Consider the following 12,167-nt stretch of genomic DNA (forward strand, 5'->3'; position numbering starts at 1 on the left):
AGGGGCTTATTCGCCGATCACCACCGAGGTGTAAACGTCTTGCACGTCGTCCAGATCTTCCAGCGCGTCCAGCAGCTTCTGCATGCGGGCAGCTTCGTCGCCGGTCAGTTCGGTTTCGTTCTCGGCGCGCATGGTCACCTCGCCCATCTCGGACTTGAAGCCCTTGGCTTCCAGCGCGTCCTTGACGTCGGAGAATTCGTACGGGCCGGTGACGACTTCGATCGAGCCGTCGTCATTGCTGACCACATCCTCGGCGCCGGCTTCCAGCGCAGCCTCCATCAAGGCGTCCTCATCCACGCCCGGCGCGAACACCAGATAGCCGCAATGCTTGAACTGGAAGGACACGCAGCCGTCGGTGCCCATATTGCCGCCGTATTTGGAGAAGGCGTGGCGCACGTCCGCCACGGTGCGGGTCTTGTTGTCGGTCAGGCAGTCCACCATCACCGCCGCGCCGCCTATGCCGTAGCCTTCGTAGCGGCACTCGACGTAATCGACGCCGTCCAGCTGGCCGGTGCCGCGCTTGATCGCGTTCTCGATATTGTCCTTGGGCATGGATTCGGCCTTGGCCTTGTCCACCGCCAGGCGCAAGCGCGGGTTCATGTTGACGTCGCCGCCGCCCATCTTGGCCGCGACGGTGATTTCCTTGATCAGGCGGGTGAAGATCTTGCCACGTTTGGCATCCTGGCGACCCTTGCGGTGCTGGATGTTAGCCCATTTGCTGTGACCTGCCATATTTGCCTCTGTGCGTTGTCTGGCCCCGGCGGCGCGCCGGAGCGTCAATCAAAATTCGCGGTATTCTAGCAGAAAGCCGTCCGGCTTTACGAGACGCGCCCGGCTACTTGGCCTGCAGCATCCGCAACATCATGTCAAAGCCGATCTGGTACATGCGCTCTATCACCGGGATCATCATCGGCAGCGTCATGTACAGCGTGCCGAAGCCTATCATGATGGTCAGCGGGAAGCCGAAAGAGAAGATGTTGAACTGCGGCGCCGCCCGCGTCATCACGCCGATGGCCAGGTTGGTGATCAGCAATGCGCCGATGATGGGCATCGCCAGCCACACCCCCCACTCGAACAGATGGCCGCCCCACAGCGCCAGCGCCTTGATGCCCTGGACCGGCATGGCCATGCCTATCGGCAGCACCTGAAAACTGTGCACCAGCGCGCTCAGCACCACGTGGTGGCCATCGAAGGCGAGAAACAGGAAGAAAGTGAGCAAGGACAGCATCTGCGACAACACCGGCACCTGGGCGGCGTGCACCGGGTCATAGAACATCGCGAAGCCCAGGCCCGTCTGCGCGCCGATGATGAAGCCGGTCAATTCCACCGAACTGATCACGATGCGCATCACAAAACCCATGGACAGGCCGATCAGCAGCTGCTGCACCAGAATGGCGATGCCCTCGGCCGACACCACCGGCACCGCGGGCAACGGCGGCAGCAGCGGCATCAGGATCACGGTCAGAATCAGCGCGAACGCAGCCTTGAAGCTGCGCGGCACGCCGCGGTAGGCAAAGATGGGCTCCGCCAGGAACAAGCCGACGATGCGCGCGAACGGCCAGGCGAAAGCGCCGACCCAGGCGTTGATCTGGATATCGCTGATCGCCAGCATCAGCCGATCACGCTTGGTATGCTCTGGAACAGCCTGGTGGTGTACTCGATCAGAGTGTTCAGCATCCACGGGCCGGCCAGCACCAGCACCAGAAACATCGCCAGCAATTTGGGGATGAAGGTCAGCGTCATTTCGTTGATCTGCGTGGCGGCTTGCAGGATGCTGATCAGCAGGCCCACCAGCAGCGATGTCAGCAGCACCGGCGCCGACACGATGATCAGGATGTACAGCGCGTTCTGCACGATGCTGATGATCAGTTCCGGACTCATGCCCCCTCCTCCCGCCAGCCGCCCTTGGCCAGCAGCCAGTTATCGATTTCCGCGCCGTCGCGGACGACGCGGTTGGCGCGCGCCAGCCGGTAGCCGGCCCGCTCGAACACCGGGCGCGACGCGTGGCTGGCCCAGACATGGAGGGCAGTCACGCCGGCCTCTGCGGCGCGGCGCTCCAGCTCGGCGACCATCCGCCCGCCCAAGCCCTGCCTGCCGGCCCAGGGCGCGACATACAGCATGTCGAATTCGCCGTCTCGCTTCAGCCAGGCGAAGCCGGCCAGCCGGCCGCCATCGGCCACCGCCTTGCAAGCCCAGGCGCCTGCCAGCCTGGCGCGCCAAACCGCATCGATCTCATCGTCCCACATCCGTTCCGGCGCCCAGGCCTGGCATTGCTCGACGGTATAAACGCCGCCGGCCAGCGCACGCACGCTGGCCTGGAACAGGGAATGGCAGGCGGGCAGGTCCGCCGGCGACAAACACTCCAGCCGCATCGCCGTCATCCCGTGTAGAAACTCTGCACCAACGAGCCCATCAGCAGCGTCCAGCCATCCACCAGCACGAACAGCATCATCTTGAACGGCAAGGAGATGGTGACCGGCGACACCATCATCATGCCCATCGCCATCAGGATGCTGGCGACGACGAGGTCGATGATCATGAAGGGGATGAAGATCATGAAGCCGATCTGGAACGCGGTTTTCAGTTCGCTGATGGCGAAAGCCGGAATCAGCGTCTTCATCGACACGTCTTCCTTGCTCTGCGGTTTGGGCGACTGGGAAATCTCGATGAAGAAGGCCAGATCCTTCTCCCGCGTCTGGCGCAGCATGAAGGCCTTCATCGGCTTGCTGCCCTCGTCCAGCGCCTGGTTGAAGCTGATCTTGTCGTCGGAGAACGGCACCCAGGCCTTGGCGTACACCTGGTCGAAAGTGGGTCCCATCACGAACAGCGTCAAAAACAGCGCCAGGCCGACGATCACCTGGTTGGGCGGCGACTGGGTAGTGCCCAGCGCCTGCCTCAGCAGCGACAGCACGATCACAATGCGGGTGAAGGCCGTCATCATCAGCAGCATCGCCGGAATGAAGGTCAGCGCCGTCATGAACAGCAGCATCTGCAGGCTGAGCGAGTAATTCTGTCCGCCGCCCGCCGCCGGCGTGCTGGTCATCAGCGGCAGCCCCGCCGCCGCGTCCGCCAGCAACGGCGACAGCAACGCCCCGCCGGACAGCAGGGCGATCACGATCTTTTTCTTCATCATTTGTCCTGCCGCCGCCGCTGCGCCTCGCGGCTCTTGTCCAAAGCGGCCTTCAACCAGCGCACAAACGGCTCGGCCGGCTCCGCCCGCTCCTGCTCCGCGCCCTCCGGCCGCGGCATCTTGTTGAGCAGATTGACCTGCTGCGGCGTCACGCCCAGCACCAGCCATTCGCCCTCCAGCTCGACGATCACCACCCGCTCCTTCTGGCCGACCATGGTGCCGCCGACGACGCGGACGCGGCCCGCCCCGCCCAGCGCCCCGCCGGACAGGCGCTTGAACAGCCAGGCCACGCCGACGATGGCGCCCAGCACCACCGCCAGGCCCAGGATCACCTGCACCAGGCTGGCGAACGGCGACGGCGCGGCTGCCGGCGCGGGAACGGCGGCCGTCGCCGCCCACAAGGGCGAAGACGCCGCAAAGCAAAGTGCGCCTCGCAGCGCCAGGCGCACTTTCACGAGTTTGCCCATATCCATTATTTCTGCAGTCGCCGTATGCGTTCCGCCGGAGTGATGATGTCGGTCAGGCGGATGCCGAACTTGTCGTTGACCACCACCACTTCGCCCTGGGCGATCAGGCAGCCGTTGACCAGCACGTCCATCGGTTCGCCGGCCATGCCGTCCAGCTCCACCACCGAGCCCTGCGCCAGTTGCAGCAGGTTGCGGATCGCGATCTTGGTGCGCCCCAGCTCAACCGTCAACTGGACCGGGATGTCCAGAATCATGTCCAGATTGGGCGGACCGCCCGCCACCGCCCCGGCGCCGATCTCCTGGAACAGGCCCTGGGCAGGCACCGCCTCGGACTCCGCCGGCGGCGCGCTCTCGACGGTCTCCTGCTCCGCCATCGCGGCGGCCCAGTCGTCCATCGACACTTCCTCTTCGGCGCCGGCCGCGCCGCCCTGCAATTCTTCTTCGCTCATTGCTCATGCTCTCCGGGGGACTCCAGGAACTCGTTGGTCCCCGCCAGTATCTTTTCCACCTTCAGCGCGTATCGGCCCTGCACGGTGCCGTAACTGGCCTCGAACACCGGGATGCCGGACACGTCCGCCTCCACCCGCTCCGGTATTTCCACCATCACCACGTCGCCGTTCTTCAGATTCAGTATCTGCCCCAGCGTCACCTTGGCGTGCGCGAGGCTGGCCACCAGCTCCACTTCGGCCGCCTGCACCTGGTGGGTCATCAGATTGACCCAGCGGTTATCCACCTCGGTGCGGTCGGCCTGCATGGTGCTGGACAGCAGATCGCGGATCGGCTCCACCATAGAGTACGGCAGGCAGATGTGGAAGTCGCCGCCGCCCGCGCCCAATTCGATATGGAATGTCATCGCCACCACCACTTCGGTGGGCGTGGCGATGTTGGCGAACTGGGTGTTCATTTCCGAACGCAGGTAGACGAACTCGATCGGATACACCGGCTCCCAGGCTTTCTGGCATTCGGCGAACACGACTTCCAGCAGGCGGTGGATGATGCGCTGCTCGGTCGGGGTGAAATCCCGGCCCTCCACCCGCACGTGGTAGCGGCCATCGCTGCCGAACAGATTGTCGACGATCAGGAACACCAGATCGGGATCGAAGATCAACAAGCCGGTTCCACGCATCGGCTTGACGTGAACAAGGTTCAGGTTGGTCGGCACCACCAGGTTGCGGATGAATTCGCTGTACTTCTGCACCCGCACCGGCCCCACCGAAATTTCCGCGTTGCGCCTCAGGAAGTTGAACAGGCCGATGCGCAAATTGCGCGCGAAGCGTTCGTTGATGATTTCCAGCGTCGGCATCCGGCCGCGTACGATGCGCTCCTGCCGGCCGATGTCATAGCCTCGGACACCCTGGCCATCCTGCCCGCCTTCCTCATCTTCGTCCTCGCCGGAGACGCCCCGCAGTAGGGCGTCTACCTCTTCCTGGGACAGAATATCGTCGCCCATGGCGCGCCTACTGCTTCTGGATGATGAAGGAAGTGAAGAGGACGCTGTCGACCACGGGCTCCTCGCCCGCGTCCATCGCCTCGTTGATGATCTGTTTGACCTGCGCCTTCAGCTTGACCTTGCCTTCGGCGGTGCTGACCTCGGCCGCGGTCTTGGACGACAGCAACAGGATGACCGCGCTGCGGACCTTGGGAGCGTAGTCGGTGAATTTCTTCTTGGCTTCCTCATCGCCAAGCTCGGCCTGCATGTCGATCTGCAACAGGCTACCGTCATTGCCAGCCAGATTGACCACGAAGGTGTCCATCTTTTCGAAGATCGGCGGCCCGTCGTGCTTTTTCTTCGGCTTTTCATGAACCTGCTCGGCCTGAGCCCCCGCCGGCTTGTTCATATTGGTGAACATATAGGCAGCCAAGCCCCCCACGGCGCCCAGCACCAGAATCAGCAGAATGATGACAATCAGCATCAGCTTGTTGCCGCCCCCTCCCGCCTTTTTTTCCGCCTTGTCCGCCTTTTTATCATCCGACATAAGTTATGACCTGTTCTTTATGGAGTTCCTAGTGAAATCTTAAACGATTTCCCGGCCATATTTTCCTGTTTTCTCGGCCTGCTGAACAGTGTCAATCTCAAATCGGGTCAAGCAAAGATGCTGAGTATGCCGCGCGCAGTCTTGATCACGCTCAATGCGTCCACCCCCTCGGCCTCGCCGATGATGGGCTGGGACTGTCCTTTCTTCTGCTGGTAAGCCTGTTGCTGCTGGCCGGAATTGCCGCTGGAAACCTGGGAATCGGTCAGCTGGATGCCATTGGAGGACAGCATGGAACCCAAACGGTGCATATTGTTTTCCAGCGCTTCGCGGGTGGCCGGCACCGCCGCCGTGAACAATACCTGAGCCTGATCGGTGCCGTTCATTTTCAGCGTCACCTCGATCGGACCCAATTGCGGCGGATTCAGCTGGATCTGCGCCTTATCCATTTTCAGGCTGACCATGCTCATCACCTGCTCGCCCAGCGCCTTGCCCCAGTTCGGGTCGGTCAGCGTTTGCGGCAAGCTCAGCTGCGGCATGTTGGCGTTGGCTGCCTGGACATGGGCGGATTGCTGGGGCTGCGCCTGCTGCAATTGCTGCAGCGGCAAGAATTGCGCAGCCGAAGCATCCGGGTCCGGCAATTTTTGCTGGTTCTCCTGCCAGTTGAAGCCTTGCTTCGTCGTCGGCAACAGCAGCGCTGGATCAAGCTTGGCCGCAGGTTGCTGGGCGAGCAGGTCCTGGGTCGGGGCCTTGACTTCAGCGTGCTGCGGCTGAACCTGCAGGGCCGTCAGCATCGGCATCGCCAGCGCCGCCTGCAGGCCGGCGTCGCCATCATCGCTCTTGGCAGCGGGCTTGTCGTCGTCGGCGGGCTTATCCTCGCCGGAAGAGACGCTGTCCGTCATTCCCGGCAACGTCGCCCCCATCGTACTCATCTGGATGCCCAGCAAGCTGGCGAACAGATCCCCTGCCGCGCTGCCCGCGCCGGCATTGACAGCCGAACCTGCCGCGCCCGCGGCGCCGGTGGAAGCCGCCGGACCGGCCTTGGCAGCCAGCGTATTCACAATGATGGTCATGACGATGCCTCGACTGAGTGTAACGAGGCCAAACAAAGCAAGGAGCGTGCCAAGTCAGGAATCGTTGCCGTGGGAGCGGTCCCAAAACTGGCGGGTGGCGAATTCGTCCATCTGCTTCTGCTGCAGCCTGGCCTCTTTCTGCGCCTCCCGCTCCCGCTCCCGCTGCAGCAGCTTCTCGTAGGCCTTGAACTTCTTGTACTCCATCTGCCAGGCCTGGCGCTCCATCACGAAGCGCTGCGCGCAACGGTCGACATCCTGCTGCTGCTGGATCATCGCCTCGTCCAGCCGTGACAGAAAGCGGCGAAAGTCCTGGTATTGGATGATGGAGATGCCCTGCCCGCCGCCGCTCACCAGCCGTTGCCGATACTCCTCGCGAAAAGCGTCCAGTTGGTCCAGACGCGAGCGGGACTCCGCCAAGCGGCTCTGCGCCATGCCCATCCGCTCCGCCGCCGCCTGCTGGCGCTCGTCGGCGAGATGAATCAGCAGCTCGTACTTGCTGGCCGCCATGAGTCAGGCTCAGGCCAGCACGCCGGCCAGCTGCTGGCAGCAGGAGGCGTAATCGTGCGACTCGTGCATAGGCTGCATCAGAAAGCTGACCATGGGCAGCTGACGGCGCATGGCGTCGTCCAGCACCGGGTCGGACCCGGAGACATAGGCGCCGACGCTGATCAGGTCCCGATTGCGCTGATAACGGGAATACAGCTGCTTGAAATGGCGGGCCAGCTCCATCTGCTGCTGCGGCACCACATCCACCATCACCCGGCTGATCGACTGCTCGATATCTATCGCCGGATAGTGGCCCGCCTCGGCCAGATCGCGCGACAACACGAAGTGGCCGTCCAGAATGGCGCGGGCCGAGTCGGCGATCGGATCCTGCTGATCGTCGCCTTCGGACAGAACGGTGTAGAAGCCGGTGATGGAGCCGCCGCCTTCCTCCCCATTGCCGGCGCGCTCGATCAGCTGCGGCAGCCGCGCGAACACCGACGGCGGGTAACCCTTGGTCACTGGCGGCTCGCCGATCGCCAGCGCGATCTCGCGTTGCGCCATCGCGTAACGAGTGACCGAGTCCATCAGCAGCAGCACATCCAGCCCCTGGGCGCGAAAATACTCGGCCAGCGCGGTGGCGTAAGCGGCGCCGTGCAACCGCATCAGCGGGGGCATGTCGGCCGGCGCGGCCACCACCACGGAACGGGCCCGACCTTCCTCGCCAAGGATGTTCTCGATGAAGTCCTTCACTTCCCGGCCCCGCTCGCCGATCAGCCCCACCACCACCACGTCGGCTTTGGTGAAGCGCGCCATCATGCCCAGCAACACCGACTTGCCGACGCCGGAGCCGGCGAACAGGCCCAGCCGCTGGCCGCGCCCAACCGTCAGCAAGCCGTTGATCGCGCGCACGCCGACATCCAGCACATCGTGCACCGGCGTGCGGTGCAAGGGGTTCATCGGCTGGCTGTACAAGGGAAACCAAGCGTCGGGGTGAATGGGACCCAGGCCGTCCAGCGGCCGTCCCAGCGAATCTAGCACTCTGCCGAGCAGGCTGGCGCCCACCGGCACCTGGCGGCCGACCGCGCCATTGGCGGCCGGCGCCGCGCCGCCATCATGGCCATAGCGGGGAGGATTGAAAGACGGCAAGGGAAATACCGGCGTGCCGGGCAGCAGGCCATGAACATTGGAGAGCGGCATCAGGAACACTTTGTCGCCGGAAAAGCCCACCACCTCGGCTTCCACCGAATGGTCGTCCGCCAATGCCACGCGGCAGGCGCCGCCCACCGGCAGCTTGATGCCCACCGCCTCCATCACCATCCCGGTGACGCGGACCAGGCGGCCGCAAGGCTGCCACAGCTTGGCCGTCTCCGCGGCCGCGCCGCAGGACGCCAGCCAGTCGCGCTGACGCTCAATCAGGCTGCCGCTCATCTCCGTCCTCCAGCCCCAACGCCCGGCTCAACGCCGCCAGCCGAGTCTCCAGCGCCATATCCAGCCGCACCGAACTGGCGTCGATCACGCAGCCTCCGCGGCTCATCTGCGGATCCTCGACCCACTGCCATGCCGTCTCCGGCGTTTCCTGCCGCAGGAATTCGCGCGCGGCGGCCAAGTCGGCCGGGTTGACGCGCAAGCGGGCGCTGGCCAGCGTGGACGGCAATTCCGCCAGCGCCGCCTGCAACAGCGGCAGCAAAACCTGCTCGTCCTGAGCTATCTTCTGCTGCACCAGTTTCTGAGCCAGGCCCCAGGCAAGCCGCAGCACATCCCGGGAAAGCGCCTGCTCCATTTGGGCCAGCTCGCCGGAAAAGCTCGCGCCCATCTCGCTCAACGCCTGCCAGGCCTGCTCCAGCCTGGGCAAGTGCTCGGCGCGCGCATCCGCCTCGCCCTGCTCCCGCCCGGCCTGCAAGCCCTGCTCGAACCCTTCCGTCCGCCCGGCCTCCAGACCGGCGTCATGGCCCGTCTGCCAGGCTTCCTGATGAATGGCCTCCAGCTCGGCGGCAGTGGGGTAGCCCAATGCCGGCGCCTCCGGCTCGGCCTCCTCGGTTTCAGCCTCGGCCTGCTCGGCCAGCGCTTCAGCCTCGGCCAGCGGGATCGGCGCGGACGATTCGGGCTCGGAGGCCGCGATGCGCTCGGCCAGGCTCACGCCTGGGCGGCGCATTTGCGCCATTGCCACCAATTGGGCCGGGGACAGCGCCTGGGTGAAGCCATCCAGCGATGCCGGGCTCCAACTGCTCCAGCTCTCCAAATCCTCGCCGGAAATGATGGGTCCGTTACTCGATGAGGCCTTCATCGCCGCCCTTGCTGCCTAGCACGATCTGGCCGTCGTCGGCGAGCTTGCGCACCACCTTGAGGATTTCCTTCTGCTCGGCTTCCACTTCGGACAGTTTGACCGGCCCCTTGGACTCCAGATCGTCGCGCAGCATTTCCGCCGCGCGCTGGGACATGTTGCGGAAGATCTTTTCCTTGAGATCGGTGCTGGTGCCTTTCAGCGCGATCACCAGGGAGTCGGACTGAACTTCGCGCAGAATCGTCTGGATCGAGCGGTCGTCGATGTCCAGCAGGTTCTCGAACACGAACATCTTGTCCTGGATGCGCTGAGCCAATTCGGGATCGTACTCGCGGATGAAGCTGAGCGCCGACGCCTCGACGTTGCCGCCCATGAAGTTGAGGATTTCCGCGGTGAGGCCGACGCCGCCGGACGCGCTTTTCTTGATGCGGTCCGAGCCGGACAGCAGCTGGGTCAGCACATCGTTGAGTTCGCGCAGCGCCTGCGGCTGCACGCCTTCCAGCGTCGCGGTCCGGATCAGCACCTCGTTGCGCATCCGCTCCGGGAAGAAGGCCAGGATGGAGCTGGACAGATCCGGCTCCAGATGCACCAGGATGGTGGCGATGATCTGCGGGTGTTCGTGGCGGATCAAGTCGGCGGCGGACGACGGGTCCATCCACTTCAGGCTCTCGATGCCGCTGTGATCGTTGCCCTGCATGATCTTGTCCAGCAGGTTGGCGGCCTTGTCCGGCCCCAACGCCTCGATCAGCACGTTGCGCAGATATTCGTCGGACGCGCCGATGCTGGCGCGCGCGTCGCACTCCTTGCGGAATTCGGCCACCACCTCGTCGATCTGCTCGTAGCTGAGGTTGTTGATCGCCGCCATCGCCAGGGAAATCTTCTGCACTTCCTTGGGACCGAGATACTTAAACACCTCGACCGCCTCGTTCTGGCCGAGACTGAACAGCAGCACGGCGCTTTTGCGTATTCCGTTATCACTCATCGGCGCTTATCCATTCCTTGATGACCTGGGCCGCCATGCGCGGATCAGACTTCACCAGCTCGCGCACGGCTTCCAGATTGCTGCTGTATTGGCGCTTCTGCGCTTCGCGCGGGTCTTCGCCGGCGCCGGCCATCACGGCGCCCGCGACGCCTGGCTCGCCTTCTTCTCCGGCCACGCCCAGCAAACGCCCCCCGGCACCCACCGCTCCGGCGGCGCCGGCCTCGCCCTCCGCGCCGCCCGCAGGCGCCGGCGGCCTGACCAGATCGCGCATGACGGGACGCACCACGCCGAACAGCAAGTACAGCACCGCGATCGCCAGCAGGCCGTACTTGATCAGGCTGGTGCCGTTGCCGCTGACGTAATCGATCACCCGCTCCTGCATGGTGACGGGCTGGGCATTGTCGGCGAAGGCGGCGTTGACCACGTTCAGCGTGTCGCCGCGCCCGGTGTTGTAGCCCATCGCCTCTTTGACCAGATTGTTGATCTGCTGCACTTCCTGCGGCGTCAGCGGCGTCGGCTTCATCTCGCCGCTCTTGTCCGGCATCCGGCGGTAATTGACCACCACGGCCGCCGACAGGCGCTTGACCACGCCGGTGGGCACCTTGGTGTGCTGTATGGTCTTGTCGACCTCATAATTGGTGGTGATGTCGCGCTGCAGCGTGCCGCTGGCGCTGACGCCCAGGCCGGACAGGTTGGCAGTGCCCGGCGCGGCGCCCGGCGGCAGCGTGATCGGCGCCGACGCCGCGGACGGCGGCTGGTTGGACAAGGCGCCCGGCACCCCTGTGGGGTTCGCCGAGCCATTGACCAGTTTTTCGCTGATCTGCTGGCTGCGGGTGGCCGAAGGGTTGGGATTGGAGTTGGGCCGGTAGGTCTCCGAGGTCTGCTCGGTTTCGGAGAAGTCGACGTTGGCCGTCACTTGGGCGCGGGCATTGCCGTGGCCGAAGATGGGCTCCAGGATGTCTTCGATCCGCTTGACGTAGCCTTCCTCGATCTGGCGCACGAAGCCCAGCTGGCGCTGGTCCAGGCCGGAATTGTCATCGGGGCCGGTTTGCTTGGACAGCAGATTGCCATCCTGATCGACGATGGTGACGTTCTTCAGCGGCAGGTTCGGCACCGAGCTGGACACCAGGTGCAGAATGCCCGCCACCTGGCCGCCATCCAGCATCCGCCCCGGATACAGCTGCAGCATCACCGAGGCGGTGGGCGACTGCTGCTCGCGGACGAACACGCTCTGCTTGGGGGTCGCGATGTGGACGCGGGCGCTCTGCACCGAGGAAACAGCCTCGATGGTGCGGGCGAGCTCGCCCTCGATGGAACGCTGGTAATTGACCTGCTCGGCGAACTGGCTGATGCCGAACTTCTGATTGTCCATCAGCTCGAAGCCGACGCCGCTGGCCTTGGGCAAGCCCTGGGCCGCCAGCTTCAACCGGACATCGTAGACCTTGTCCGCCGGAACGGAAACCACGCCCCCCTCGCCCAATTGGTAGGGAACGTTCATCTGCTGCAGCGCGGCCGTGACCTGGCCGCCGTCGCGATCGGCCAGATTGGAGAACAGTATCTTGTAGGAAGGCGTGCGATTGAGGAGCACTGCGCCGACGACGACGGCGAAAATCGCGGCCAGCGCCGTAAGAAACAGGATTTTTCGGTTATTCGGCAGCGCCTTGAAGCGGTCACCCGCTTCGTTCAGTCGCGCGCGCCAAACTGGAGTAGCGTTTTCTTCTGCCAGATCAGCCATACGGTGGTTTATGGTTTAGGTCCACCGCCGCCGGGCCGTG

General features: G+C 64.3%; 15 protein-coding genes. All 15 read right to left on the reverse strand.

Annotated features, from left to right (window positions below):
- Window positions 1-6: 6 nt before the first annotated feature.
- The 15 genes from ACX17K_RS11825 to fliF all read right to left on the reverse strand — a co-directional run bounded on the left by ACX17K_RS11825 (window position 7) and on the right by fliF (window position 12,127).
- A complete protein-coding gene (locus ACX17K_RS11825; RefSeq protein WP_493774952.1) occupies window positions 7-732 on the reverse strand; it encodes a YebC/PmpR family DNA-binding transcriptional regulator in 726 nt (241 codons plus the stop codon).
- 103 nt (window positions 733-835) lie between these two features.
- Complete coding sequence (fliR, locus tag ACX17K_RS11830; protein WP_493774953.1) at window positions 836-1,612, reverse strand: flagellar biosynthetic protein FliR; 777 nt, start codon at window positions 1,610-1,612, stop codon at window positions 836-838.
- Complete coding sequence (gene fliQ, locus ACX17K_RS11835) at window positions 1,612-1,881, reverse strand: flagellar biosynthesis protein FliQ (protein WP_021477494.1); 270 nt, start codon at window positions 1,879-1,881, stop codon at window positions 1,612-1,614. The genes fliR and fliQ overlap by 1 nt, the downstream gene beginning before the upstream one ends.
- Window positions 1,878-2,372 carry a GNAT family N-acetyltransferase gene (locus ACX17K_RS11840; RefSeq protein ID WP_493774954.1) on the reverse strand — a complete coding sequence of 165 codons (495 nt, stop codon included), beginning with the start codon at window positions 2,370-2,372 and terminating at the stop codon, window positions 1,878-1,880. The genes fliQ and ACX17K_RS11840 overlap by 4 nt, the downstream gene beginning before the upstream one ends.
- Before the next feature lie 5 nt (window positions 2,373-2,377).
- A complete protein-coding gene (fliP, locus tag ACX17K_RS11845; protein ID WP_493774955.1) occupies window positions 2,378-3,130 on the reverse strand; it encodes a flagellar type III secretion system pore protein FliP in 753 nt (250 codons plus the stop codon).
- On the reverse strand, window positions 3,130-3,597 hold the full coding sequence (gene fliO, locus ACX17K_RS11850; protein ID WP_493774956.1) for a flagellar biosynthetic protein FliO: 468 nt from the start codon (window positions 3,595-3,597) through the stop codon (window positions 3,130-3,132). Before fliO ends, fliP begins: the two co-directional genes overlap by 1 nt.
- Before the next feature lie 5 nt (window positions 3,598-3,602).
- Entirely contained in the window at window positions 3,603-4,046 is a 444-nt protein-coding gene (fliN, locus tag ACX17K_RS11855) for a flagellar motor switch protein FliN (protein WP_046157821.1), read from the reverse strand.
- Complete coding sequence (fliM, locus tag ACX17K_RS11860) at window positions 4,043-5,047, reverse strand: flagellar motor switch protein FliM (RefSeq protein ID WP_493774957.1); 1,005 nt, start codon at window positions 5,045-5,047, stop codon at window positions 4,043-4,045. The genes fliN and fliM overlap by 4 nt, the downstream gene beginning before the upstream one ends.
- Before the next feature lie 7 nt (window positions 5,048-5,054).
- The gene (locus tag ACX17K_RS11865) at window positions 5,055-5,573 is read right to left on the reverse strand and encodes a flagellar basal body-associated FliL family protein (protein WP_021477488.1); all 519 of its coding nucleotides are present in this window, start codon (window positions 5,571-5,573) and stop codon (window positions 5,055-5,057) included.
- Window positions 5,574-5,680: 107 nt separating this feature from the next.
- On the reverse strand, window positions 5,681-6,643 hold the full coding sequence (locus ACX17K_RS11870; RefSeq protein ID WP_493774958.1) for a flagellar hook-length control protein FliK: 963 nt from the start codon (window positions 6,641-6,643) through the stop codon (window positions 5,681-5,683).
- 54 nt (window positions 6,644-6,697) lie between these two features.
- Window positions 6,698-7,150, reverse strand: a complete 453-nt coding sequence (fliJ, locus tag ACX17K_RS11875) for a flagellar export protein FliJ (protein ID WP_493774959.1) — start codon at window positions 7,148-7,150, stop codon at window positions 6,698-6,700.
- A gap of 9 nt (window positions 7,151-7,159) precedes the next feature.
- Window positions 7,160-8,557, reverse strand: coding sequence for a flagellar protein export ATPase FliI (gene fliI, locus ACX17K_RS11880; protein ID WP_493774960.1), 1,398 nt, complete (start codon window positions 8,555-8,557; stop codon window positions 7,160-7,162).
- The gene (locus ACX17K_RS11885) at window positions 8,538-9,368 is read right to left on the reverse strand and encodes a FliH/SctL family protein (RefSeq protein ID WP_493774961.1); all 831 of its coding nucleotides are present in this window, start codon (window positions 9,366-9,368) and stop codon (window positions 8,538-8,540) included. Before ACX17K_RS11885 ends, fliI begins: the two co-directional genes overlap by 20 nt.
- Window positions 9,369-9,393: 25 nt before the next feature.
- Entirely contained in the window at window positions 9,394-10,392 is a 999-nt protein-coding gene (gene fliG, locus ACX17K_RS11890) for a flagellar motor switch protein FliG (protein WP_021477483.1), read from the reverse strand.
- The gene (fliF, locus tag ACX17K_RS11895; protein WP_493774962.1) at window positions 10,385-12,127 is read right to left on the reverse strand and encodes a flagellar basal-body MS-ring/collar protein FliF; all 1,743 of its coding nucleotides are present in this window, start codon (window positions 12,125-12,127) and stop codon (window positions 10,385-10,387) included. Before fliF ends, fliG begins: the two co-directional genes overlap by 8 nt.
- Window positions 12,128-12,167: the final 40 nt, after the last annotated feature.

Source organism: Chromobacterium sp. INPA-IVC, from assembly GCF_059047085.1.

Coding starts and splice junctions, on each gene's coding strand:
- fliP (WP_493774955.1), bottom strand. CDS start 3,130: ATGAAGAAAAAGATCGTGATCGCCCTGCTGTCCGGCGGGGCGTTGCTG.
- fliJ (WP_493774959.1), bottom strand. CDS start 7,150: ATGGCGGCCAGCAAGTACGAGCTGCTGATTCATCTCGCCGACGAGCGC.
- fliR (WP_493774953.1), bottom strand. CDS start 1,612: ATGCTGGCGATCAGCGATATCCAGATCAACGCCTGGGTCGGCGCTTTC.
- ACX17K_RS11870 (WP_493774958.1), bottom strand. CDS start 6,643: ATGACCATCATTGTGAATACGCTGGCTGCCAAGGCCGGTCCGGCGGCT.
- fliO (WP_493774956.1), bottom strand. CDS start 3,597: ATGGGCAAACTCGTGAAAGTGCGCCTGGCGCTGCGAGGCGCACTTTGC.
- fliI (WP_493774960.1), bottom strand. CDS start 8,557: ATGAGCGGCAGCCTGATTGAGCGTCAGCGCGACTGGCTGGCGTCCTGC.
- fliG (WP_021477483.1), bottom strand. CDS start 10,392: ATGAGTGATAACGGAATACGCAAAAGCGCCGTGCTGCTGTTCAGTCTC.
- ACX17K_RS11840 (WP_493774954.1), bottom strand. CDS start 2,372: ATGCGGCTGGAGTGTTTGTCGCCGGCGGACCTGCCCGCCTGCCATTCC.
- fliN (WP_046157821.1), bottom strand. CDS start 4,046: ATGAGCGAAGAAGAATTGCAGGGCGGCGCGGCCGGCGCCGAAGAGGAA.
- ACX17K_RS11865 (WP_021477488.1), bottom strand. CDS start 5,573: ATGTCGGATGATAAAAAGGCGGACAAGGCGGAAAAAAAGGCGGGAGGG.
- ACX17K_RS11825 (WP_493774952.1), bottom strand. CDS start 732: ATGGCAGGTCACAGCAAATGGGCTAACATCCAGCACCGCAAGGGTCGC.
- fliM (WP_493774957.1), bottom strand. CDS start 5,047: ATGGGCGACGATATTCTGTCCCAGGAAGAGGTAGACGCCCTACTGCGG.
- fliF (WP_493774962.1), bottom strand. CDS start 12,127: ATGGCTGATCTGGCAGAAGAAAACGCTACTCCAGTTTGGCGCGCGCGA.
- fliQ (WP_021477494.1), bottom strand. CDS start 1,881: ATGAGTCCGGAACTGATCATCAGCATCGTGCAGAACGCGCTGTACATC.